This window comes from Paenarthrobacter nitroguajacolicus (genome assembly GCF_029952445.1).
Lineage (GTDB): Bacteria > Actinomycetota > Actinomycetes > Actinomycetales > Micrococcaceae > Arthrobacter > Arthrobacter nitroguajacolicus_B.
Genome location: NZ_JAQPPK010000011.1, coordinates 98,969 through 121,263, shown reverse-complemented (window position 1 = coordinate 121,263; position 22,295 = coordinate 98,969). Strand labels below are relative to the sequence as shown.

Annotated in this window: 24 protein-coding genes; 11 read left to right on the top strand and 13 right to left on the bottom strand. The window is 63.7% G+C overall.

The features are described from left to right. Positions 1 to 55: 55 nt before the first annotated feature. Positions 56 to 778: an alpha/beta fold hydrolase gene (locus PJL15_RS10210; RefSeq protein WP_281451033.1), complete on the top strand. Its 723-nt coding sequence runs from the start codon at positions 56 to 58 to the stop codon at positions 776 to 778. Here PJL15_RS10210 and PJL15_RS10205 read toward each other — a convergent pair. Then, positions 775 to 1,254 (bottom strand): hypothetical protein, encoded by a 480-nt coding sequence (locus PJL15_RS10205; protein ID WP_281451032.1) that lies wholly within the window; start codon positions 1,252 to 1,254, stop codon positions 775 to 777. The genes PJL15_RS10210 and PJL15_RS10205 overlap by 4 nt on opposite strands. 610 nt (positions 1,255 to 1,864) lie before the next feature. Here PJL15_RS10205 and PJL15_RS10200 point away from each other — a divergent pair. From PJL15_RS10200 to PJL15_RS10190, 3 genes are all read left to right on the top strand, one after another. Beyond that, the gene (locus PJL15_RS10200) at positions 1,865 to 2,134 is read left to right on the top strand and encodes a GlsB/YeaQ/YmgE family stress response membrane protein (RefSeq protein WP_281451031.1); all 270 of its coding nucleotides are present in this window, start codon (positions 1,865 to 1,867) and stop codon (positions 2,132 to 2,134) included. Further along, positions 2,127 to 2,387 (top strand): hypothetical protein, encoded by a 261-nt coding sequence (locus PJL15_RS10195; protein ID WP_281451030.1) that lies wholly within the window; start codon positions 2,127 to 2,129, stop codon positions 2,385 to 2,387. Before PJL15_RS10200 ends, PJL15_RS10195 begins: the two co-directional genes overlap by 8 nt. Positions 2,388 to 2,555: 168 nt before the next feature. Continuing rightward, positions 2,556 to 3,422, top strand: a complete 867-nt coding sequence (locus PJL15_RS10190; protein ID WP_281451029.1) for an AraC family transcriptional regulator — start codon at positions 2,556 to 2,558, stop codon at positions 3,420 to 3,422. Here PJL15_RS10190 and PJL15_RS10185 read toward each other — a convergent pair. From PJL15_RS10185 to PJL15_RS10165, 5 genes are all read right to left on the bottom strand, one after another. After that, positions 3,419 to 3,973 (bottom strand): cysteine hydrolase family protein, encoded by a 555-nt coding sequence (locus tag PJL15_RS10185; RefSeq protein ID WP_281451028.1) that lies wholly within the window; start codon positions 3,971 to 3,973, stop codon positions 3,419 to 3,421. The genes PJL15_RS10190 and PJL15_RS10185 overlap by 4 nt on opposite strands. Position 3,974: 1 nt before the next feature. After that, a complete protein-coding gene (locus PJL15_RS10180; RefSeq protein WP_281451027.1) occupies positions 3,975 to 4,916 on the bottom strand; it encodes an SDR family oxidoreductase in 942 nt (313 codons plus the stop codon). Positions 4,917 to 5,040: 124 nt separating this feature from the next. Further along, positions 5,041 to 5,841, bottom strand: a complete 801-nt coding sequence (locus PJL15_RS10175) for a DUF1206 domain-containing protein (protein ID WP_281451026.1) — start codon at positions 5,839 to 5,841, stop codon at positions 5,041 to 5,043. A gap of 132 nt (positions 5,842 to 5,973) precedes the next feature. Then, positions 5,974 to 6,177: a hypothetical protein gene (locus PJL15_RS10170; RefSeq protein ID WP_281451025.1), complete on the bottom strand. Its 204-nt coding sequence runs from the start codon at positions 6,175 to 6,177 to the stop codon at positions 5,974 to 5,976. An 89-nt stretch (positions 6,178 to 6,266) separates the two neighbouring features. Next, entirely contained in the window at positions 6,267 to 6,611 is a 345-nt protein-coding gene (locus PJL15_RS10165; protein ID WP_281451024.1) for a hypothetical protein, read from the bottom strand. Positions 6,612 to 6,764: 153 nt separating this feature from the next. On the opposite strand from PJL15_RS10165, the gene PJL15_RS10160 reads away from it, so the two are divergent. Continuing rightward, complete coding sequence (locus PJL15_RS10160; RefSeq protein WP_281451023.1) at positions 6,765 to 6,965, top strand: hypothetical protein; 201 nt, start codon at positions 6,765 to 6,767, stop codon at positions 6,963 to 6,965. 6 nt (positions 6,966 to 6,971) lie between these two features. Here PJL15_RS10160 and PJL15_RS10155 read toward each other — a convergent pair whose 3' ends face one another. Beyond that, a complete protein-coding gene (locus PJL15_RS10155) occupies positions 6,972 to 8,384 on the bottom strand; it encodes an MFS transporter (RefSeq protein WP_281451022.1) in 1,413 nt (470 codons plus the stop codon). Positions 8,385 to 8,462: 78 nt separating this feature from the next. On the opposite strand from PJL15_RS10155, the gene PJL15_RS10150 reads away from it, so the two are divergent. Then, positions 8,463 to 9,692, top strand: a complete 1,230-nt coding sequence (locus tag PJL15_RS10150) for a GAF domain-containing sensor histidine kinase (RefSeq protein WP_281451021.1) — start codon at positions 8,463 to 8,465, stop codon at positions 9,690 to 9,692. Positions 9,693 to 9,709: 17 nt separating this feature from the next. Here the strand turns inward: PJL15_RS10150 and PJL15_RS10145 are convergent, their stop codons facing one another. Beyond that, a complete protein-coding gene (locus tag PJL15_RS10145) occupies positions 9,710 to 11,155 on the bottom strand; it encodes a serine/threonine-protein kinase (protein ID WP_281451020.1) in 1,446 nt (481 codons plus the stop codon). 276 nt (positions 11,156 to 11,431) lie between these two features. Then, positions 11,432 to 12,073 (bottom strand): TetR/AcrR family transcriptional regulator, encoded by a 642-nt coding sequence (locus PJL15_RS10140; protein ID WP_281451019.1) that lies wholly within the window; start codon positions 12,071 to 12,073, stop codon positions 11,432 to 11,434. Between the two features lie 114 nt (positions 12,074 to 12,187). Between PJL15_RS10140 and PJL15_RS10135 the strand changes: the two genes are divergently transcribed. The 4 genes from PJL15_RS10135 to PJL15_RS10120 all read left to right on the top strand — a co-directional run bounded on the left by PJL15_RS10135 (position 12,188) and on the right by PJL15_RS10120 (position 17,164). Next, entirely contained in the window at positions 12,188 to 13,648 is a 1,461-nt protein-coding gene (locus PJL15_RS10135) for a purine-cytosine permease family protein (RefSeq protein ID WP_281451018.1), read from the top strand. Continuing rightward, positions 13,645 to 14,853 carry a serine hydrolase domain-containing protein gene (locus PJL15_RS10130; protein WP_281451017.1) on the top strand — a complete coding sequence of 403 codons (1,209 nt, stop codon included), beginning with the start codon at positions 13,645 to 13,647 and terminating at the stop codon, positions 14,851 to 14,853. The genes PJL15_RS10135 and PJL15_RS10130 overlap by 4 nt, the downstream gene beginning before the upstream one ends. Then, positions 14,850 to 16,469, top strand: coding sequence for an amidohydrolase (locus tag PJL15_RS10125; RefSeq protein ID WP_281451016.1), 1,620 nt, complete (start codon positions 14,850 to 14,852; stop codon positions 16,467 to 16,469). The genes PJL15_RS10130 and PJL15_RS10125 overlap by 4 nt, the downstream gene beginning before the upstream one ends. A 101-nt stretch (positions 16,470 to 16,570) precedes the next feature. Further along, complete coding sequence (locus tag PJL15_RS10120; protein WP_281451015.1) at positions 16,571 to 17,164, top strand: histidine phosphatase family protein; 594 nt, start codon at positions 16,571 to 16,573, stop codon at positions 17,162 to 17,164. A gap of 340 nt (positions 17,165 to 17,504) precedes the next feature. Here PJL15_RS10120 and PJL15_RS10115 read toward each other — a convergent pair whose 3' ends face one another. The 3 genes from PJL15_RS10115 to PJL15_RS10105 form a co-directional block, all read right to left on the bottom strand. Beyond that, the gene (locus PJL15_RS10115) at positions 17,505 to 17,789 is read right to left on the bottom strand and encodes a hypothetical protein (RefSeq protein WP_281451014.1); all 285 of its coding nucleotides are present in this window, start codon (positions 17,787 to 17,789) and stop codon (positions 17,505 to 17,507) included. A 112-nt stretch (positions 17,790 to 17,901) separates the two neighbouring features. Then, a complete protein-coding gene (locus PJL15_RS10110; protein WP_018779783.1) occupies positions 17,902 to 18,132 on the bottom strand; it encodes a DUF6458 family protein in 231 nt (76 codons plus the stop codon). Between the two features lie 107 nt (positions 18,133 to 18,239). Further along, positions 18,240 to 19,136, bottom strand: coding sequence for an SDR family oxidoreductase (locus PJL15_RS10105; protein ID WP_281451013.1), 897 nt, complete (start codon positions 19,134 to 19,136; stop codon positions 18,240 to 18,242). Between the two features lie 104 nt (positions 19,137 to 19,240). Here PJL15_RS10105 and PJL15_RS10100 point away from each other — a divergent pair, with 104 nt between their 5' ends. Next, complete coding sequence (locus PJL15_RS10100; RefSeq protein ID WP_281451012.1) at positions 19,241 to 21,091, top strand: glycoside hydrolase family 15 protein; 1,851 nt, start codon at positions 19,241 to 19,243, stop codon at positions 21,089 to 21,091. 333 nt (positions 21,092 to 21,424) lie between these two features. Here PJL15_RS10100 and PJL15_RS10095 read toward each other — a convergent pair whose 3' ends face one another. Beyond that, positions 21,425 to 22,273 (bottom strand): PRC and DUF2382 domain-containing protein, encoded by an 849-nt coding sequence (locus PJL15_RS10095; protein ID WP_281451011.1) that lies wholly within the window; start codon positions 22,271 to 22,273, stop codon positions 21,425 to 21,427. Positions 22,274 to 22,295: the final 22 nt, after the last annotated feature.

The following is a 22,295-nucleotide window of genomic DNA, read 5'->3' as shown; positions in this document are numbered from 1 at the left end:
CGGTAGCAGGCCAGGAGGCCTACAAAGTGTCAGTGGCCTCCCGTAGGGTACCCGCATGGACATCATCCTTGTACCCGGTTTCTGGTTGGACGCGTCGTCATGGGAGGAGGTGACTCCGGCCTTGGTGGCAGCGGGACATACGGTTCATCCACTGACCCTGCCGGGCTTGGAATCCGTGGACTCGTCCAGGGCGGGCATCGGCCTGCGGACACATATCGAAGCCGTGGTGGACAAAGTGGACTCCCTTGAAGGCAAGGCGGTCCTGGTGGGTCATTCGGGCGGTGGGGCCATCATCCACGGCGTCGCCGATGCCCGTCCGGGCCGCGTGGCACGCACCGTCTACGTGGACAGCGGACCGCTCGGTGAGGGTGGGGTCATCAACGATGAACTACCCGACGACGGCGACGACATCCCGCTGCCGCCGTGGGAACTGTTCGAGGATGAAGACCTGGTGGACCTGACCGACGAGCTAAAGCAAGCCTTCCGGGCGCGGGCCATACCGGAACCAAAGGGTGTCGCCTTCGAACAGCAGCACTTGCGCGACGTCCGGCGCTATGAGGTGCCGGCCACCGTCATTGCGTGCCAGTTCCCGTCGTCCCTCCTCAAGGAGTGGATGGACGGGGGCCACCCCTTCACGGCTGAGCTTGCAAGGATCCGCAGCGTTGACTACATCGATCTGCCCACCGGCCACTGGCCACAATTCACCAAACCAGCCGAATTGGGCCAGGCAATCCTGGCCGCCGTGAGCCGGACCGGCCAGGACAGCCGGGGCAGTTAGTGGCGGGGCGGCGTGTTGGTGGCCGGGCCTTCCGGCGCCGCGCCACCCTCGTCAGTCCAGTCAGTTCCCGTAGTGTCATCGAGGGCGGGATCAGAGACGACGTCCGAGGCAACATCAGGAGCCCCGGTAGCCACCGGAACAGTAGCCACTTTGGACTCACTGCCGTCCGCCCGATTTCCGGAGCCTGTCCGGTCCCCGGAACCTGACCGATCTCCTGCCTTGGTGGTCGCGGGGCCCGGGAACATGGTCTCCGCCTTCTCCATCAGCTTCTTGCCGGCTTCGTACAGGTTTTCCAAAATGTCCGGAACGGATTCCTGGACCGTCTCGGCTGCCTGGTGGACGTTCTCTTGCACTTCAGGGTTCTTCAGGACCTTCTCAGTGCCTCCGCGAACACGCCGGTACACCTCAGGCCATGATTTCGACCCCCAGACGTAGCCAACAGCCACGCCAACGGCGAACAATGCTTTGCCTTTCACGCCACCCACTCCTTCCGAGTTTGTTCTTATTCGACCCTAGCCCCGCCCGGCGTGCCATGTCACCTGAATATTGACCGGCACGTATTGGCAACTCCTATTGACTGGCCCAAGGATCGTTTATCCAGACAATATGCAAACCAAAGCGTCGCAGACTGCCGGTAATTGCGTGGCCAAAAACATGCCGCAGTCCTCAGTGGCCCCGCAATCGAGCGGCAGAAAGGCCACCCGAAGACGGAAATGGCCCCTGCCGACAGCCGCGTCCTACACCAGCCCGACGACAGCACCATCAGGTCAACAACGACACCAAGACTCCAGGATCCTTGACATTCCCAAGGCTACAGCTTGATCAAGAATAGTCAGGTTACTTGCTACTAGTTCCCGGAGCGGCTAGCGTTACTGGTGTAGTACCGAGTCCGACCCAATCGGCAGGAGTGCTTTATTGGCTGCATTTGAAAGATACATCGGAGTTGAATGAGTAGTTCCTCTCCCCACATTCCATAGGGCCTCCGGGGCCCCATTGCGGTGCCCGCACCGTGAAACAAGCCCCCGGTGAACTTACTCGCTTCATCACGTTCATGGAATTTCCATCAACAAGAAAGTAGGAGCAAAAATGGGTTTCTTTGGTTTTCTTCTGCTCGGTCTTTTGGCCGGCGCTATTGCGAAACTTATTCTTCCCGGCCGCCAGGGAGGCGGCTGGTTCGTGACCCTCATCCTGGGCGTCGTCGGCGCCCTCCTGGGCGGTTGGATCGGCGGTCTGATCTTCAACACGGGCCTGCAGGAATTCTTCTCCCTGACCACCTGGCTCCTGGCCATCGGCGGCTCGATCATCGTGCTGCTGATCTACGGCCTGGTGACCAACCGCAGGACTACCCATGGCTGATCACCAGAACCGCGACGCCAACGGTGAAGAACTCGACGGCCAATATACGGAGGGCGATTACGGTGACGCCGGAGCGTCACCGGAAACCCTGAAGGAAGACGCCGGCGGCGATTACACCGAGGGCGACTACGCCGAGAAGACGGTGCCTTCAGCAGATGCCGAACTCGACGCCAAGAACACGGAAGACACCCCGGCTGATCGCCCCTTCTCTTCCGAACCGGACGACGAGGCTTCAGGCTCAAGCCGACCGTAGTGAGTATCCGCATTAACCGCATTAACTGAATAACCCCGGAACCCGGAGGACTGCCATTGCAGCCTCCGGGTTCCTGCGTTGCCGACGCCCTGATACTTTCAGGCATCGATTGTCGGGGCATCGAAGAAGATCGCCGCGTAGCGTCGTTCCCAACGAATGGAGGCAATTGTGCAGGAATGGAACCGGGCCATGGGGATCATCGAGCAGGATCTGGCGGCCACGGTGGAGGTCAGCGTCCTGGCCCAGGCGGCCCTGACGTCCGAGTACCACTTCAGGAGGATGTTCTCCTCTCTTGCTGGAATCCCCATCTCTGAGTACGTCCGCAGGCGCCGGCTTACCGCGGCCACCGCGGAAATCCTGGAGGGCGCGACCGTGCTGGACGTGGCCATTCGGTATGGATACGGGTCCGCCGAGGCATTCACCCGCGCATTCAAGGCCATGCACGGGCTGACGCCGTCCGAAGCGAGGCGTCCGGGCGCTGTCCTCCATTCCCAACCTCAATTGAGGTTCCATCTCCGCGTTGAAGGGAACACCGACATGAAGCACCGGATTGTGGACAAGGCAGCTTTCCGCCTCATTGGGAAGAAGGCCCGGGTGCCGCTGGTCCACGAAGGGCCAAACCAGGCCATCATCGATTTCCAGCGAAGCCTGGAACCAACACTCACCCGGCAAATGTTGGAGTGGGCGGACACGGATCCCTCGGGCCCCCTGTCAGTCACTGACAACATTGACGAGCAGCGCACCGAAGGCAGCAAGCTGGACTACTGGCACGCCGTAGCCTCAACGCAGGCCGCCCCCGAGGGCTTTGATTCCCGGGAGGTTCCCGCCGGGCAATGGGTGGTCTTCGAAGCCGAAGGAAAGTTCCCGGAGGTACTTCAAAGCATGTGGGCAGACGCCGCAACGGAGTGGTTTCCGGCCAACCCCTACAGGTGGGCGCCGGGACCGGAAATGCTCAGTGTCCAGGTGGAGGCCAACGGCACCCACGGCCGCGGTCAACTCTGGATCCCCGTGGAAAGGGAAACCCAGGCGGGCTAGGCGGTCTTCAAAAGCTGATGGATTTCATCCAACGGCAGCACATTCTGCCTGTACTCCCGGGTAAACACGCGAAGTACGGTCTCGGCGGCCTCAGCATTTTCCGTGCCTATGGCTTCGGCTGCGTAAATCACTTTGAAGTTGTGGGCGAAGGCGTCTGCTGCGGTCTGCGCGATGCAGTTGTGGGCTGAGACGCCGGCCAGGACCACCGTGTCCACTCCCCAGTTCCTGAGCCGCATGGCCAGGTCGGTGCCGAAAAACGCACTGTCCCGGGTCTTGGAGAGCCGGGGGTAATCAGCAGTGAGCAGACCGGGAACAAACCCGGCCTGCTCACTTCCCCGAAAGATGAAGCCTTGGTCATCCTCCAGCATGTTCAAGCTCCAGGTGGACTTGTCCCGCTCATGCACCGTTCCCACCAGCAGCACCTTCGCCCCGGCTTCCTCCGCGGCGCTTGTCAGGGAGTTACAGGCAGCGATGATTTCGGTCTGGCGCGACGCTAGGGCGGGATCCTCAAAGTAGGCGTTCTGCATGTCTATTACCAGTACTGCAATCACGTCAGAGCCCCTTGCCTCCCGTAACGGGCAGCACTGCTCCGGAGATGTAGGAACCCTCATCAGAGGCAAGCAACACGTAGGCGGGAGCCAGTTCCGCAGGTTGACCGGCACGGCCCAGCGGGGTGTCCTGTCCAAAAGATGGCAGCTTGTCGGGCCATTCCGTAGCGGGGATCAACGGAGTCCAGATGGGGCCCGGCGCCACGGCATTGACGCGGATTCCCTTGGGGCCAAGTTCCTGGGCCATGGCCTTGGTGAAGGCCACCTGCGCGGCCTTTGTCATGGCGTAGTCCACCAGCTGCGCCGAAGGGTTGAAGGCTTGGATGGATGTCGTGACAATGATGGATGCTCCCGGCCGAAGGTGCGGAATGGCTGCCTGGGCCGTCCAGATGAGCGAATACAGGTTGGTTTTGAAAACCCGGTCGAACTCCTCGGTGGGGATGGTCTCCAAACCTTCCCTGTTCTTTTGGTAGGCCGCATTCAGCACTACGACATTCAGCCCCCCAAGCTCCTGCACGGTGCGTTCCACGATTTCGGCAGCGAATCCTTCGTCCCGCGCGTCGCCGGGCAGAAGGAGAACCCTCGCTCCGCACTCACGGATCCATTCCGCCGTCGACTGTGCATCTTCCTCTTCCTCCGGAAGGTAGCTGATGGCGACGTCGGCACCCTCGCGGGCGTAGGCGATGGCCACCGCGGCGCCAATGCCTGAGTCGCCGCCGGTAATGAGCGCGGTCTTGCCTTGCAGCCTGCCGCGCCCCACGTAACTTTTCTCGCCATGGTCCGGTTGTGGGTCCAGGGGTTTGGTGAGCCCGGGCTGTTGCTGTTCCTGCTTGGGGAATTCACCTGCGTAATAGCCGCCGCGGGGGTCCGAGGGCGCGGAGGCGAGACGGCGCCCGCCTGGTTGCGGCTTGTCATTCCGGTCCGGATTGAATTCGTCGTCGGTCATGGTTCTGCCCTTTTCAGATAGCCTGCACGGTTCGATTGCCTCATACCCGGCTCGTTTGCCCTGTACCCAGCGCCTGGGAACCTAAACGGCGCGGCGTCCCCAGGGCCACGCCGCACCAAAGGTGCTAGGTCCGGAGCGTCTTGGCCTTGACCATCAGGAAGAGTCCGTAGGCGATCAACCCGACGGCGACGGCGGCCAGCAAGTAGGGCCCATACGGCTGTTCGCGCAGCGCCTTGAGGCCGCCGTCCAAGCCGGTTGATTGCTCAGGCTGGGCACGCACGGCAGCGATGACCACCAGCAGTCCGACCAGGAAAAGCGCTATGCCCTTCGCGACGTAGCCCACCACACCGACGCCCACCTGGAATTTGCGAACGGCCTCCTCCGAGGACTGCGAGATATCCCTTTTGAAGGTCTGCCGGAAGCCGCGCACGGCAAAAAAGATGCCGGTGACGGCGATCCCCACACCAATGGCAACCAGCAGGAACACCCCGAAGGGCGCGCTCATCAGCTTGGCGGTGAAGTCGGTGCTGGACTCACGGCTGTTCTTTCCCTGGCCCATCACGAACGAGACAATGGTGGCTGCCAGTCCGGCAAACACGATGGCCTGGCCGGCGGCGGAGAGCCTCTTGGTGAGTTTCTTGTTGGAGGTCCGTTCCCCAAGGATGGCGTTGCCCAATTGCCACAGCGCCAGCGCCGCGCAGGCACCAAAGCAGGCCCAAAGAAGGATGGGGCCGGCGGGTTGGCTCGCGAGCGAGGCCACCGCTCCTGAAACATCGGCTTCGCCGGTCCGCCCGAAGGCCAATTGAAGTGCGATGACGCCGATGAGCACGTGCAGCAGCCCGCTGACGGCATACCCTGCACGGGCGATGATCTCGAAAGTCCGTGAGTTTGAGGCTTCTTCGGCCACATCAGCGGCCTTCCTCATCTCCTCTTTGATGACAAGCCTCCTTAGTTTTCCAGTGGACACCATCGTCCCACCCGCGCCCCGTGAAAGCCACGGCATTAACGACGACGGGCAGGCACCTGAGTGCCTGCCCGAACGAAAACTGAAGTGGTCCTAGAACCCGACCACCGATTGGGGCCAGATGCTTCGAAGCCCGGCTCCCAAGGGGTTGAACTGCTCGCGGACAGTAACCACGGCCCGTGCCTGGCCCGGGACGTCCGCCACCTGGACAGCAGCTTCCGAAACTCCGGAGCGGGCGTCCATGGCAGCATGGGCGGGGCTGGCGCCGTTGGCCGGGGCGGTGTTTTGAGCAGTCATTTCGGTCGCCTTCCTGGAAGTTCCCATCAGCTCCTTTGGCTGATGGTTCAACCATCGGGCAGGGCCCTCAAGAACGACGCCGGGTCATCTCAAGATTTGCTCAAGCTTTCAAGCAAAGGAGACGGCTCTTCGATAAGCCGCTCGATGGCCGCGAAGCCCAGGCCGGACGCGATCGCAAGGTCGGGAAGGGCCGCCCCTGCAGCCACCGCGCTTCGCATTGCCTGGACCAGGCAGTCTTCGGCTTCATCCATTTCCCATTGAAGGCCCTCCACCCTGGCCGCGGCCGTCCAGACCACATCCAGCAGCCCGGTTCTTTTTGACGGGGTGGACCCCTGTGCGGGATCCGGGCCAAGCAATGAGCCGGGCTCCGGCATTTCCGTCGCGGGGCCCGGGAGAGAAGCATCCTTCTTCCCAGCCACAAGTACTGCAGTCATTTTGGCGCCCTTCCGCGAGAATTTGTTTCGACAAGCTAGTTATATGGCAAACTAACTAAACATGCCAGCCAGAGTGTGCGGCAGTGATTCACATCACAGAAACTCGAGTGTGATGAATCCCGTGGCCAGTGGCAGTCGATTGCCGGCGCCGCCGTGGCAGCTGTGACAGGAGAATCCCTGCCCCTGATCAGCCTCACCACGCCCGGTGGGGGCCTGGCCGTTAAGGCCAGGATCGGCGTCGGAATCCTCCGTCCGGCACCGGAGGTAGCCCGGGAAGTAGTCGCGGCAGTCCGCGGTCACCTGGGAAACGCAACGGCCGCCGTCGAGGTTTCAGTAGTCAAAGTGGGGCAGTAACCGGCCTCAACGCATGGTGGAGGTGTCGGCGTTCTCGCCCTGTTCTTCCTCGGCGGCCTGCGCATAGGAGGCAGTGACGCGGCGGTAGACAGGCGTCAGGAAAGCGAGGAGGGCCACCACGATCATGATCAGGCCCGCCACAAGGAACACCAGCGCAATGCCGCGGGACGTACCCTCACCCAGCAAAGGTTGCAACTGCTCGGCACCTTCAGCCGAGCGCGCGTAGGGGATGATCCAGTACTGAGCGATCGGCGCTATGAGGAAGGCCGTGATGGGCGCGGCTGCCGATTCGAAGGCCATGGCGAAGCCGAAGACCCTGCCCTGCCGTGGGAGGGGAACCACCTTTTGGATGACTGTCTGCTCAGCTGCTTCCACCACGGGCACCAACGCCATGTAGAGCCAGATACCGGCAATGTACAGCCACGCCCACTCCCGAAGGGTGAAGACGGCGCCCACGATCCCCATCACCGCCACGGCAATGAGGAGGGTACGCAAAGGGTTGGCACCAAGGCCGAACTTCCCGATCAACGCACCACCCAGGATGAATCCCGTGGCGCCGATCGCGAAGACAGTGCCCCAGATTTCCACGGGGAACATCTCCAGGCCGTACGGGTCCATCAATGCCATGTAGACCCCGCCGATGAAGTTGTTGAACGTGGAGAAAATGATCAGGGCGAACAACCCTGATATCGCCATGACGGCCGCCCAGGAGCCGCGGAAATCGAACCCACCCTGGGCGTCGGACGCCGCAGCCCGCACTTCCTCGGGCAGGCGGAGGGTCAGCAGATGGGCAAAGGCCAGCGCAGTGAGCACAAGCGCCACCACCACCGTCCAGCCCATTCCCAGAAGCCCCACCGAGAGTCCCGAAAGCACCGAGGTAACGATGAACATAAGGCCTTGGACCATGCCCACGAGCCCGTTGGCATTGGCGCGCCTGTCCGGCTCGATCAGGATGGTGACCGTGGTGGACAGGGCGATGTTGCGCATGTTTTCCACCACTGCACCGACGAGGATGATGAGGGTAAAGATCCAAAACCACGGTTGGGACAGGTCCAGCAGCGCCTGTTCCGGTGTCAACAGGAACATCACTCCGGACAGCACGAACATCACCAGGGTGAAGCCGGCGGCGAAGCGCATCACCGCAAGTTTGCGGTAGCGGTCCACGAAGGTGCCGAAGCTGATGCTGGACAGGGCAATGAGGAGCATGTACGCCCCGCCGATCACTCCAGTGGCGATCACGTTGCGGGTCTCCAGGTACACCCAGAACGTCAGCGCGAACCACAAATAGCTCGTGGTGATGTTGGCCAAGGCGGTATTGACCAGGATCCCGGTGAAGGTCCGGGACCGCTCCGCGGGGGTGCGTTCGGAGGGATTGACATTGCCAGTAGACCCGGCGGTGGCCGGTTCCTGCTCGGTCATGCGTCCCAGTAAACCACTGGGTGGAACGGCCCGGTAGTATCGGCAGGGAATTCACGAGACTCTTGGGGGTTGGTTTCAATGACGGAAATTCAAGGACGGTTGTCTTTCACCACGGACTTCGGCCGTGACATGGAGCTCCAGGAATACGGCCTTGACCCTGCAATGGATTCCGTCCTTCTCCCCAATGCCGCCGTGATGAGCGCGCTGCAGAACCTCGTCAGGCTCGCCACCGAACTTTGCGGTGCGCCGTTTGGCGTGGTCAACATCATCAGCGCCAAATACCAGCACCAGATAGGGGCCTGGGGTGTTGAACCCGGAGTCTGTTCCCGGGAGGACTCGATGTGCGCCAAGGTGTTCCTCTCCCGCGAGCGGACGGTTGTGGCCGACGCCTCCCAGGACCCGCGTTTCGCCGACAACCCTTTCGTCACGGGGGAAATCGGCAACGTCCGTTTTTATGCGTCAGTGCCGCTGCAAACCGAATCGGGCTTCGTGCCGGGGACCCTGTGCGTCTTTTCGGACAAGACAAGGGAGCTGACCCAGGAACAGGTAGGGATGTTGGAGGTCCTTGCCAAGCAGGTGGTTGAGCTGCTGGAACTCCAGCACCGCACAGCACAACTTGACCGCACCTATTCCGAACTCAGGGCCAGCAACGCCAAGCTCGCCGGTTTCGCAGGCCGGGTGAGCCATGACCTCCGCATTCCGCTGACCACCATCCTGGGCTACGTGGAACTGGTGGAGGACGACCCCGACATTGAGCCCAACAGCCCTGCCGCGCGGTATCTGGACCGTATTGGCGCCAGCGGCCGGCGGATGCTGGGAATGCTCGAAGACGTCCTCAGCTACTCACGGGTTGGGGGTAGCATCCAGCCGGACCGGGTCTCGCTGCGTGAGGTCAGCGAAGAGGTGGTGCGCGATCTGGGAATCGAGAACGATGACATCGTAAGCGTCCAGGACATGACCATTCACGCGGACCGCGGCCAGCTCCGGACGCTCCTGCAGAACCTGCTGTCCAACGCCCTTAACTACCGCAGCCCCGAGCGCGACCTCCGGGTGGCGATCACAGGGGTGTCCAATTACCACGGCGCAACGATCTCCGTGGCGGACAACGGCAAGGGCATCAAACCCGAAGACCGCGACAAAGTGCTGGAGCCTTTGGTGCGGTTGCGGCGTGAAGGCGACGGCCCGGGTTCCGGCCTGGGCCTGGCCACCTGCAGCAGCATCGCAAAAGCCCACGGCGGGGACCTCAGTATCAGTGAAACGCCCGACGGCGGCACCACCATCGCGGTGAGCTTTCCCGCCGGGACGTAGGACTCCACCGACGCTACTTACCTACCCGGCTTGTCTTTGTCCTTTTCCGGCTTGACGCTCTTGCCGTCGCTCTTGGTCTTGGCGATGTCCGCGCCCTTCATATCAGCCGGGGACAGAATGGGCTGTGTTTGGTCGGGAATGCTTTGGCCAGGGTTGTCCGGGACCGGATTGTTTTGGAGGACCGGCTCCGGCAAGGACGCCTGCTGAAGGTCGGCCACCTCCGCCGGCACGGCACCGGGCGACGGACTTGCCGGCACCGGGAGGACCGGTGAGGCAGGCTGCGGGTCGGCCTGGGACACATCATTGCTGGCGGGCTTGGCCGGATCTGCCGTGTTGGCAGTCGGAGTCAAACCCTGGGACAGTACCAGCGCAGCAAGCGGTATTGCCACGACTGCCGCCGCCACACCACGTACGGTCTTGGGCCGGCGTTTGCTCAAGTCTCGAATGCCGGTAATCGTCGCCGGCCTTCTTGTCCGGGGGCGGATGGCAGGGGGACGGCCGGCATGGCCGACGACGTTGGGTGTCCGTGCCGTCGTCGCGAGCGGTGTCCGCTGCGGGAGTGGTGGCAGGACGGCTGTCCTGCGCCCGGTCTGAATGCGCTCTTCCGAAAGCGCCTGCTCCACCTCGTGCGCGGTGGGGCGCATCTCAGGGTCCATGTCCGTCATTGCCTGGAGCAGGGAGCGCAGCGGCGCGGGCAGTTCCAGCGGTACCTGCGGTGCCCTGTGGAGCCGTGCCGACGCAGTTTCGATGGGCGTTCCCGGATATTCCGCATAGCCTGTCAGGCATTCCAGGAGCACCAAACCCAGCGAGTAGATATCGCTCTTGGGGGTCAGGTGCAATCCTTGTGCCTGCTCGGGGCTAAGGTACTGGGCGGTGCCCACGGTGAAACCCGTAGCGGTAAGGCGGTTGTCGTTCATCACCAAGGCGACCCCGAAGTCCGCCAGCTTTACCGACTCCGCCAGCCCGTCGTCGTCGGACACCAGGATGTTGGCGGGCTCGATGTCGCGGTGGATGACACCGTGCTCATGGACCTGGGCCAATGCCCCGGCGATCATGATTCCGATCCGCGCGGTTTCGGGAACCGTCAGCGGGCCCTCGGACAAGAGAGCCCGGAGATCCCTGCTGCCGGCGAGTTCCATGACCAGATAGGCGCGTTCCTCGTCATTGCGCGTGTCCACGCCCGCATCGAAGGCGGCCACCAATCCGGGGTGGTCGAAGGCAGCCAAGAGGCGCATTTCGGTTTCCTGGCGGGCACGGAACGAGTCGTCTCCTGAGCCGGGCAGGAAGATTTTGACCGCAACCTCGCGGCCGAGCACCAGGTCGGTGGCCCGATAGACAGCAGACATTGCGCCCCTGCCCAGGAGGGGTCCCAACTGGTAGCGGCCATCAAGTGCGCCGCTCGGTCCCCCGCCGTCCACGGAATCGGAGGCGCCTGAGCCCCCGTTTTTTTGGTTGTAGCCCACGGTTGTCACGTCCTTTGGGACTACCTGGCGCGTCACGGACCAAACCACTGTCCGCCGGTACCAGGTAATGCCGTCAATCACATTTCACGTAGCCGCCTGACCGGTTGCTTCAGCCCTGGCGGCTTGAGCAACTCAGCTCAAACAGCATCATCCGGTTTCACCAGATAAGTCATCAGGATACTGATTAAATGGCCGGAAGGACAATGGAGCGCTTCACGTAACGCCTCACGTGGCGCCTCCGGCGACACCTCGGCCGGCACCACACCAGGCGCCGCGTCATCCGTGGCGAAGTTGGTCCACCGCGGCCCGGAGCTTGCCCCCGGGAACGCCGAGCGACCATTCGGCCACGTCAGTGACGAACCGCGTAAAGGCCTCCTCTTCGAACGACCCCACGTTATTCACATAGGCGCCCACCCCGTCAATGGCCACCAGGATCCGAACGCAGGCAGCAAAAGAGTCATCCACCGCGAACTCACCGGCAGCCACCCCGTCATCTATCAGGGCCATCAGGCGGGACCTGTCCAGGTGCTCCTGGGCCTGGAGCGCCTCCTCCAAAGCGGGCGTAAACCTGCAGAGATGACGTGCATTGAGCCATAAACGCGAGAGCGGAGCGGCACTATCGCCTTCCACGCGGGAGATCAGGTGGGCCATGCGCTCCACCGGCGTGCCGCCGTCGGGGAACAGCTCCTCCCGCTCCTCCGATACCGCCAGCACGAAGGCGGCGATCACCAAGTCCTCGGCGGCCGGGAAGTAGTGGCTGATCAGTCCGGGCCGGACCCCCAGGCGGTCGGCAACAGCGCGAAGGGTGATCCGCTCCAACCCCTCGCCCAGGGCGATCGATGCGGCCTCGGCCAGGATCTCGGCCCGGCGCTCGTCGGGTAATTTTCGGGTCCGCGTGGATGTGGGGCTTGACACCATGACCAACAGTCTATTGGATTAGTGACCAATAGCACGTTGGTCGCATGACCAATAGCATGTTGCCGGGTCCGGTTCCCACTGCTGCGAACCCGCCCCCGCCCGAAAGGAACAGCGTTGTCCCAACCCCCCAAGACCCAGCACGCCAGCATTCCGGAGCCCCTCGCCCATCCGGAAACGCGTGGCATTGAACTCATCCAAGCCACCCAACGGCACGGCCGCGCCCGCGACCTCTTCCCCGTCTGGGCGGCCCCCAACGTCAGTGTCCTGAACTTCACCGTGGGCGCTTCCCTGATCCTTCTTGGCCTGGAGCTATGGCAGGCCTTCGTGGTGATCATCATCGGCAGCCTGCCGTGGATCCTCACAGGAATCGTGGCAACCAGCGGGCCGGCGGCCGGCACGTCCGGCTCCGTCATCACCCGCGCCATCTACGGAATCCGTGGCAACAGGGTTGTTGTCGCCTTCTTCGGCTGGTTCATCTCGGCGGTCTTTCTCGCGTTGAACTGGCTGGCGTCATCGTTCATGGGTGCGGAACTGCTGGGCCAGTTTGGCTTCACTGATCCGGTCCTGGCGCCGGTCCTCGTCACCATCGTGGTGGCGGCCGTAACTGTCTTGGTGGCCGTGTTCGGCCATGGCCTGATCCTTCGCAGCTACCCCGCAGTCGCATCCGTGCTGCTGGCCATCTTCCTGCTGGTCACGGCGTTCGTCCTGCCGCACGCACAGTGGGGGTATGTGGCCCCGGAACCCTTGGAAGGCGCTCCCCTGTGGTCGGCGATGACCATCGGCTTCGCCATTCTTGCTTCCACACCGCTTTCCTATACCAACAGCCCGGATCTGGCGCGCTACCTCCCGGAGTCCACCAAGCCCTCACGCATCATCGCCGCCACTGCACTCGGAGGCGCGCTGCCCTGCATCTTCTTCACCGCAGCAGGTGCGCTGATGGCCACGGGAATCGACGCCGTGGCCATGGACCTGGGGATCGAATCCGCCCTTTTGGCCCTTCTTCCTGCCTGGCTCGGCCCCATCTTCGTCGTCGGGGTCATCATCAACACCATCGCCCTCAATGGCATGACGACGTACACGGCCAGCATGGCATTCCAGTCCATTGGAGTACCGATCCGGCGCATCCCTTCGGCGGTGGTGGTCGGCGCGATCGGCACGGCACTGACCATTTACCTGGTGATGTCCACCAGCCTGCTTGACGCCGTCAACCTCATGCTGCAGTTGTTGGTCCTGATCTCCGGTCCCACCATGGCCGTCTTCGCCACTGACGTCATACTCCGCCGCAACCGCTACAGCGGCGCCGAGCTCTTTGACGAGGACCCTGGCAGCCCGTTCTGGTACAACGGCGGCTGGCATGTCCCCGGTCTGCTGGCTGTCGTCCTCGGCGCGGCGTCCGCGTCGCTCTTCCTCACCAACCCGGCGTGGACCGGGCCGATAGCCGCGGCGATGGGCTTGGTGGACCTGTCCGTTCCCGTCTCCCTGCTGGTCACGGCCGGGATCTACATCGCCCTGACCCGCCTGGCCGCCAAGCGCCGTCCCGGCGTGCTCCCCGCCGTCGAAAACGCTGCGGCATGACCGGCACCGGAAAGCACCCCGACCGTTACCCCGGCGCTGCTGCCCAACCAACGCTGGATTCCTGGCAGGAAGGACCGCACAACCGCTGGGCGTTCGCGCACCTTGGTGAACTGATTCCGACGGCGGCAGTTACCCGTCGCTTCCCGGCAACCCCTGCCGGGACTACTGAACGGCTGGAGACCCTTGGCATGCAGGGCTTGAGGCAACGGCTGGAGGAGAGCTACACCGACGCCTTCCTGGTTATCCAGGGCAACCAGGTCATCGCCGAGTACTACCGGCCCGGATTCGCCCCGGATGACCTTCATTTGGTCATGAGCATCTCCAAATCGCTGTGCGGCCTGGTGATCGGCGCCTTGGTGGATTCAGGGGAGATCGATCCTTCGGCCAGGGCGGTGGACTACGTCCCCGAACTCATCGGCTCGGCGTACGACGGCCCCAGCGTCCAGGCCGTGCTGGACATGGCGGTGGCTGTTGACTATCGCGAGGATTACCTTGATCCGGCGTCCGAGGTCCAAACCCATGATCGCTCCGCCGGCTGGCGGACCCGCAGGGACGGCGACCCCACGGACACCTATGCGTTCCTCACCACCCTGACCGGCCCAGGCAGCACAGGCGAACCAGCCCGCTTCCAGTACTGCTCCGCCAACACCGATGTCCTGGCGTGGATCATCGAACGGGTCACGGGGCTACGGTATGCGGACGCATTGGCCAAGTACCTGTGGTCCAGGATTGGCGCGGACCGGGACGCCACCATCACGGTGGACGCCGCCGGATTCGGCTTCGCCAATGGCGGGGTTTCCTGCACGGCCCGCGACCTCGCCCGGGTGGGCCGGTTAATGCTCGACGGCGGCAAAGGTCCAGGCGGCAGGGTGGCCTCCGAGGCGTGGGTCCGTGCCATCCTGGCGGGCGGGGACCCGGACGCCATGGAAGATTCTTCCTTCACCGCGCTACACCCGGGCGGCTCGTACACCCGGCAGTGGTGGTGCACCGGAAACGAACGGGGCAACGTCACCGGGATAGGCATCCACGGCCAATACCTTTGGCTTGATCCCCTCAGCGATACCGTGATCGTGCAGTTGTCCACGTGGCCGGAGCCGGACAGCGATGAGCTGCACGCACTCCAGAACACGTTGCTGCTGGACGTCAGCTACGCCATGGACGGGATCGGCAATACAGGAAAAGAAAGCAAGGAAAACGCAGCGTGACCACCCAGCTCTATACCAATGCCCGCGTCTTCACCGCCGATACCCGCCGCTGGGCTGAGGCCTTTGTGGTGCAGGAGGAACGGCTCCTCTACGTCGGCGATGTCGCCACAGCCGAACGGCTCAGCCCCGGCGCCGAGCGGATCGACCTGGACGGCAGGCTGGTCCTGCCCGGATTCGTCGACGGGCACGCCCACGTGATCGGCACCGGAGAAGCCTTGGGCCAAGTGAGTCTGTGGGGAGCCAAGTCCGTTGAAGAGATCCAACAGCGGATCAAAGAAAGGAGTATCGATCGCCCACACGATGACCGCGTCCTTGCCACCGGCTGGCTCCACGGCGCTATTCCGGGCGGCGTCCCGGACGCCGGAATGCTGGACGCCGTCCTCCCGGACAAGCCCGTGTACGCCTTCGCCTACGATTTCCACTCGGTGTGGGTCAACACGGCGGCCTTGGCTGAGCTCGGCATCACGGATACGACGACGAACCCCCTCGGTGGGACCATCAAGCGCGATTCCCACGGGCGGGCTACCGGCTACATCGACGAGAACGCCTTCTACGACATCGTGCTTCCTTTCCTCGATTCACAAGTCAGTGGGAGCCAGCACGGCGAGAGCATCGAAGCCGTCCAACAGGCCTACCGGGAAAGCGGAGTGACCGCAGCGTGTGACATGGGCTTCAATGAAACCGACCTCGAGGCGTTCAGGCGCGCGGACAAGAACCGCACCCTGACCAGCCGGCTGATCGCGTACTGGCGGGTCAACAACACGGGGTCCGCCACGGAGAACATCGCCCAGGTCCAGCGGGCGGCCGAGCTCGCCGTCGGGAATCAATCGCCTTTCCTGCGCGTGGTGGGCATCAAAGTGATTGTGGACGGAACCATCGATGGCTGCACCGCCGCACTGGGAATGCCCTACGCCGATGGCTCGAACGCCGAGCCCATCTGGAGCTTGGAGGACCTGGCCCCCGTAGTTGCCGCGGCGGATGCTGCGGGCTTGAAGGTTGCCATGCACGCCATCGGGGATGAAGCGGTGCGGATTGCCATCGGAGCCGTCGAACACGCCGTCGCGGTGAACGGTCCCCGCGAGCGCCGCCACAGGATCGAGCACCTCGAGCTGGTGGACATGGCCGACGTCGATCGCCTCGCCGCGCTGGGAATCACGGCCAGCATGCAGCCGGTGCACGCCGATCCCGCGATCAGCGGGAACTGGTGCGCCAAGCTGGGTGACGAACGCACGGAGCGCGGATTCGCGTGGCCATGGATGACGGATGCAGGTGCACGGCTGGCATTCGGGACCGACTCCCCCACGTCCCCGCACGCGCCCCTGCCGAACATGTATGTTGCCACGACACGCGCTTCCGCGCTGGACCCCGCCACAGGGACCAACGTTCCGGATTTTGCCCTCCCCTTGGCGGAGTCCATCGAGCACGCCACCAGGGATTCGGCCTGGACGTGCGGGGCGGAGCATGAGATCGGAAGGTTGGCTGCGGGGTTGTACGCGGACTTCGTGGTCCTGGACACGGACGTCCTGGCGGCGACAGACCCAACCGCGCTCCTGGAGGCGAAGGTCATCCGGACCGTGGTGGGTGGGCGGACGGTTTACCAGGCCCCTCGGCACTAGCGCGGCACTCACCCAAACACGACGCCCGACGGCGACCTGCCGCCGTCGGGCGTTTCCGCACGTGACGCAGGGAACTGCGCCCCCGTAGCCAACAGGGCACAATGGGAGGCATGACCCTGACAACTTTCGCCCTCGTCCGCCATGGCCAGACCGACTGGAATGCGGAGCGCCGGTTGCAGGGGGCCACGGACATTCCCTTGAACGACGTCGGACGCGGCCAAGCGCGCGACGCCGTCGCTTTCCTGTCCGGGCAGCAATGGGACACCGTGGTGTCATCGCCGTTGAGCCGGGCCGCAGAGACGGCGGAAATCATCGCCGACGGACTCGGGCTTACCGTTGCACGGCTGGTTCCGGAGCTGATCGAACGCAGCTTTGGACCGGCGGAAGGACTGCAGGCAGGGCCCGAACTCGAGGCCCTCCGCATCCCGGGCGGCTTCCGTGGCGGCGAGAGTGACCACGACGCTGCAGCGCGGGGCATCGCGGCCCTGGAGGAACTCGCCGAAGAGTTCGCGGGCAAGCGGGTGCTGGTGGTTGCCCACGGCACTTTGATCCGCCTGACCCTCAGCCGCGCGATCGGCCGCACGCTGGACAGTGTGCAGAACGCGGTCTTGAACCTTGCCCACCATCACCCGACCGACGGTTGGCAGCTTGAGTACTTCAACGGCGAGCGCATCACCGCGGACGTTCAGGCCTGAGCAGGCATCCCCGGCGCGAGTCTCCTGACTTCCTCAAGCAGGCCGGCCACCCAGTCCTCCATGTCCCCATCGAGGTGGCGGCCCACGAAGGTTCCGGCTCCGGGTAGGTCAAAGACTGCGATCGCCTGGTTCCCGCCTTCCCCTGGCCCGGCGTAAAACGTGACTTTGCCCCGATGGATCCCGGCAATATCGAAGCAAAGGTCGGTCCTGGACTCCAGGGACGACGCCCACGCCGCGATTGATTCAGGTGTGTAGGTATTGATGGCCGCTACTCCCTCGGCGCCGACTGACTGGGACGACGGTTAAGTAGCGGAAAAGCCGGGATCGTGACGCGGAACGGCTAGCCGGCCTGGAGCCGTGCCTTCAATTGCTCCGTAAAGTCGGCATAAGCGGCGGCGATCTCTTCGAGGTCAACCGTCTGCGGAAAGTCGATCACTGGTTGATGCTCCGCCATGAATGCGGCGGTTTCTTCGACCACGCGCTGCTCGTCGAAGCCTTCGAGCCCAACCTCGGCAAGGAACTCGGGATTGGTGTGGACCAGGGACTCCCCTGACTGTCCTTCAGCTGCCCAGCGCACCAGGTACTCGTTCTGATTCACCAATTCGATGTCGAATGTCTGCTCCATGGCAGCAGCCTACGCCGTTGGGCGGCGGCGACTTGGCCAACGCGGTCCGGACGCAGGAAGCGCACGACGGCGGACGCCCGCCGTCGTGCGCTTTTTCCGTTCGCTGCGGCTGCTAGATCTCGGGGCGCCGCTCGACGACCGTGTGGGGATCGCCGCGCCGCTCCACCACCGTGCGGCGGGTCCTGTTGGACATGGCGATCGAAATAATGAGGCCGATGACGCCGACCACGATCAGGATGTAGCCAACCAGGACCTGGTCGAGGAAGGGGATGATTCCGGGGGCGAGCGCGAAAGCCAGGATAGCTCCGATGGCGATCAGGGCAATGGAAGAACCGATTCTCATAACGTGCTCCTCATGTTTGTCCGGCACGTGTTCAGGGCATGGCCGGATGCGTGTCATCAGGATACTTATGATTTATCTTAGCCGCCAGCCATCCGACGGCGTTCCAACTAGTGGCCGTACCGTTCAGCCACCCGTCCAATGGCGTCCTCGGGGGTGGGAACCTGGCCGAACACCTGCTCCTGGCGGGCGGTGTCCGCAACGTATTTTCCGGTCTCGAACCACGCAACCATGCTGGCCATGTCACCCACCAAGGGAAGGACCTTGGCAGTGGCCTTGCCCAGCCCAGTGATGGCACCCGTGGGCACGGACATCACCTTCACCGGCTTTCCCGCACGCCTGGCCGCGATCCCAGCGGCTTCCTGCATGGTCACCGGGCGCGTCCACCCGATATCGATACGCTCGCCGTCAGCTACATCGGCATCAACGGCTGCGGCCAGGTAACCAGCCAGATCACTGGCAAGAACGAAGGTCAGGCGCGCGTCCTTGGACCCGAGCCAGACAAAGCGGCCCTTGGAGAACGGGTCACCTCCCATCCCCACGGCCTGGTCAAAGAAGGCCCCCGGGCGCAGCGCGACGAACGGTACGCCGAGCTCCTCGAACTTGTCCTCGGCGAGCTTCTTGTTCCAGAAGTGCGGGATCTGGGGAGTCTGGTCGCAGGTGAGAATGCTGATCAGCACGAAGCGCGGAACGGCCGCGTATTTGGCGGCGACTGCCAGGTTGCTGTTGCCGTAGCTGTCGATCAACTTGGCGTTCTTGTCGTTACGCGTGTAACCCGCCGCCGTCGAAACCACCGCGGAAACTCCCGTCATGGCAGCGATCAGTGATGACGTGTCCAGCATGTCACCCCGGGCAATCCCTACGCCTTTGGCCTCAAGCTTGGCCGCCTTGGAGCCGGGCCGGACCAGCGCCCGCACTTTCTTGCCGCGCTTCAAAAGCTCATCGACCACTTGGCCGCCCAGGAAACCCGTAGCACCAACAACAAGGACAGGCAGGTCTTCGGCCACAACTTCTCCTCTGGGGTTTGTTCCTACGTCAGTGGTAGCACGCCCCGGAAAGTGTGGCCAGACCCTTGGGCGTCTTCACGGACCCGCAGACTAGGATCTGTTCCATGGCGAGGATCGAGGACTACGCAATTATCGGGGACCTGAACACTGCCGCCCTGGTGGGGCTCAGCGGGTCCATTGACTGGATGTGCCTGCCGAGGTTCGACTCCCCTGCCTGCTTCGCGGCGTTGTTGGACAAGCCTGAGGCGGGCCGATGGCTCCTGGCACCTGCCGGCACTCCCGACGGCGGCAACTGCACCCGCCGCCAATACCGGGAGGACACCCTCATCCTGGAAACGGTGTGGGAAGTTGACGGCGGCTCAGTGAAGGTCATCGACTTCATGCCGGTCCGCGACGACGCCGTGGACCTGGTGCGGATCGTCGAGGGTTTGTCCGGCGAAGTAGACATGCACATGGAATTGGTCCTGCGCTTCGATTACGGCAGCGTGATCCCCTGGGTGCGGCACGGCAAGCATGGCATCAGCGCCGTGGCCGGACCCGATTCGGCCTACCTCACCACCCACGCCCCGCTCGAGGGACGGGACAACCGCACCTTCAGCGACTTCACCGTCCGCGCCGGCGAGCAAGTGCCGTTCGTCCTGCGGTGGGCTCCAAGCCACGAGCGCGAACCACGGCGGATCGATCCCCTTCGGGCCCTCAATGCCACGGAATCGTACTGGCTGGAGTGGATAGGCCGCAGCAAGATAGCGGGGAAGTACAAGGAGCCGGTGGAGAGATCCCTGATCACCCTCAAGGCCCTCACCTACGAGCCCACCGGCGGCATCGTGGCGGCGGCCACCACGTCCCTTCCCGAACAGATCGGCGGGCCACGGAACTGGGACTACCGCTTCTGCTGGCTTCGCGATGCAACACTTACCCTGCAGTCCCTCCTCGCCGCCGGCTACACGGAAGAGGCCTCGGCCTGGCGGGATTGGCTGCTCCGCGCCATCGCCGGCGACCCGTCGCAACTCCAGATTGTGTACGGACTCGACGGCGCCCGCAGGCTTCCGGAGGCGAGCATCCCATGGCTTTCGGGTTACGAAGGCTCCATGCCCGTCCGCACCGGAAATGCCGCCGCTCCGCAGCTGCAGCTGGACGTCTGGGGTGAGGTCCTGGACGGCCTTTCCCTGACCCGGGCAGCTTCCGCCGACGGCACCGTGGACAATTCCTGGGACATCCAGGTGGCGCTGATGGAATTCCTTGAAGGAGCCTGGAACCAGCCCGACAACGGGCTATGGGAAATGCGCGGCCCCCGCCGGCATTTCACCCACTCCAAGGTCATGGCCTGGGTAGCCGCGGACCGCATGGTCAAGGCGGTGCGGACATCCGGATTGCCCGGCCCACATGACCGCTGGGCGGCGCTCCGCAGCGAAATCCACAACGACGTCATGACCAAGGGCTTCGACGAGGACCTCAACAGCTTTGTCCAGTCCTACGGCAGCAAGGAACTGGACGCGAGCCTGCTGCTGATCCCCCGCGTCGGGTTCCTCCCCCACCGACATCCGCGCGTGACAGGGACCGTGGATGCCATCCAGAAGGGCTTGACGGAAGACGGCTTGGTTCTCAGGTACCGGACCCAGTCAGGCCACGACGGACTTCCCGGGGACGAAGGCGTCTTCCTGGCCTGCTCCTTCTGGTTGGTGGACGCACTCCTGGGTATTGGGCGCACTGACGAAGCGACGGAACTTTTCGAGCGGCTGCTCAGCCTGCGCAACGATGTCGGCCTGCTTAGCGAAGAGTGGGATCCCCGCACGAATCGGCAGCTGGGCAACACTCCCCAGGCGTTCAGCCATTTCCCGCTTATTCACAGTGCCCTGCAGCTGCATCACGGAGAAGCCCGCAAGAGCGATACTCCGTTTGGCAGCGCCGGGCCCTCCAGCGGCCCTACCCTTCGGAATGATCCCCGTCTTCAGTAGCTTCACCCTTGTGGCGGGCCTCCTCCAGATGCAGGTCCAGCTTGCGTTCGGCTTCGCGCCTGCGTTGACCGACCGTGCGCATCTGTTGGGTCGTTGGAGCTCCCGCATCCTCTGACGCAATGCCTGCCGGCTCAGCGGGCTCGTGTTTCTCTTGATCGCCCATACCAAAATCGTCCCATCGTGGGTGCTTTTGCGATAGCGGCAATTGCTTCGCGGCCGACTGTTCCACCGACCGGCGGTTGGCGGGCGTCCGACGGCGGCCTCCCGCCGTCGGACGCTGTTCGCACCAGAGGCTCGCCTCACCTACGGTGCGCCGTCGCGCGCTCCGGAGGGTCAGCGACGGGTCTCGTCCCTACCGGTCCCTTCGGTGTCGATACGTTCCTTCCGTACTTCGTCTTCAACCCGGACGTCATCCCTGACCGTGTCCTTTTCGAGGCGTACGCGCTCGACCGGGACAGTCTCCTTTTCCACCACCGGGCGTTCCTCGTGAAGGGTTACTTCGTGCTCGCTCTCGGTGAGGTCCGGACCGGACATAGCGTCGCCCGCGTTGGCATCGGTGATGGGCTCGCGCTCCACTCGGACTTCCTCGCGCTCCACGGGAACGGTAGTGGTGACGTTTTCAGTGGTGATGTACTTGCGCAGGCGCGCCCGGCCGGTGGCCTGCTTCTCGGTGCCGACGTTCAGCCGCTCTTCCGAGCGGGTCATGGCGGCGTCGTCGCGATTGGTGCCGACGGTGCTGTCTGCTGTGCCGGTGGTGGCTGCGGTCCCTGCGGTACGCGTGCCGGTGGTGGCGGTGCCGGCGTCGGCGTAATCCGTGCCGCGCGAGTATCCGTCCTGCCCGTTGGTCCCGGTGGTGCCGTAGTCGCCCTCAAGCCCGTAGTGGTTATAGAGCCGGCTTTCCTCACCCGGATCCAGGTGACCGTCCTCGGCGACCCGCGGGGCATCCTTGATGTGGTCCTTGCTGAAGGGGACCACTACGTCGTCACCCTCCACCGAGGCTTCCCTCAAGGGGATGAACGACTCCGAGCTGCCGAAGAGGCCTGTCTTGACGGTGACCCACGTGGGCTCACCCGTGTCGTCGTCGGTGTAGAACGTGCCGATGGACCCAACCTTGTCACCTTCTGTGGTGCGGACGTTTCCGTTCAGGCCCATCAAACGGTCAATGTTTTCCCTCGCGAGCATGATTATCTCCTTGGAATGCGGT

Excerpts from the sequence above, each read along its gene's own strand:
- PJL15_RS10110 (WP_018779783.1), bottom strand. The coding sequence starts at position 18,132 with ATGAGAATCGGTTCTTCCATTGCCCTGATCGCCATCGGAGCTATCCTG.
- PJL15_RS10140 (WP_281451019.1), bottom strand. The coding sequence starts at position 12,073 with ATGGTGTCAAGCCCCACATCCACGCGGACCCGAAAATTACCCGACGAG.
- PJL15_RS10155 (WP_281451022.1), bottom strand. The coding sequence starts at position 8,384 with ATGACCGAGCAGGAACCGGCCACCGCCGGGTCTACTGGCAATGTCAAT.
- PJL15_RS10200 (WP_281451031.1), top strand. The coding sequence starts at position 1,865 with ATGGGTTTCTTTGGTTTTCTTCTGCTCGGTCTTTTGGCCGGCGCTATT.
- PJL15_RS10180 (WP_281451027.1), bottom strand. The coding sequence starts at position 4,916 with ATGACCGACGACGAATTCAATCCGGACCGGAATGACAAGCCGCAACCA.
- PJL15_RS10175 (WP_281451026.1), bottom strand. The coding sequence starts at position 5,841 with ATGAGGAAGGCCGCTGATGTGGCCGAAGAAGCCTCAAACTCACGGACT.
- PJL15_RS10115 (WP_281451014.1), bottom strand. The coding sequence starts at position 17,789 with ATGGAGCAGACATTCGACATCGAATTGGTGAATCAGAACGAGTACCTG.
- PJL15_RS10210 (WP_281451033.1), top strand. The coding sequence starts at position 56 with ATGGACATCATCCTTGTACCCGGTTTCTGGTTGGACGCGTCGTCATGG.
- PJL15_RS10095 (WP_281451011.1), bottom strand. The coding sequence starts at position 22,273 with ATGCTCGCGAGGGAAAACATTGACCGTTTGATGGGCCTGAACGGAAAC.
- PJL15_RS10130 (WP_281451017.1), top strand. The coding sequence starts at position 13,645 with ATGACCGGCACCGGAAAGCACCCCGACCGTTACCCCGGCGCTGCTGCC.
- PJL15_RS10150 (WP_281451021.1), top strand. The coding sequence starts at position 8,463 with ATGACGGAAATTCAAGGACGGTTGTCTTTCACCACGGACTTCGGCCGT.
- PJL15_RS10120 (WP_281451015.1), top strand. The coding sequence starts at position 16,571 with ATGGGAGGCATGACCCTGACAACTTTCGCCCTCGTCCGCCATGGCCAG.
- PJL15_RS10170 (WP_281451025.1), bottom strand. The coding sequence starts at position 6,177 with ATGACTGCTCAAAACACCGCCCCGGCCAACGGCGCCAGCCCCGCCCAT.
- PJL15_RS10195 (WP_281451030.1), top strand. The coding sequence starts at position 2,127 with ATGGCTGATCACCAGAACCGCGACGCCAACGGTGAAGAACTCGACGGC.
- PJL15_RS10165 (WP_281451024.1), bottom strand. The coding sequence starts at position 6,611 with ATGACTGCAGTACTTGTGGCTGGGAAGAAGGATGCTTCTCTCCCGGGC.
- PJL15_RS10100 (WP_281451012.1), top strand. The coding sequence starts at position 19,241 with ATGGCGAGGATCGAGGACTACGCAATTATCGGGGACCTGAACACTGCC.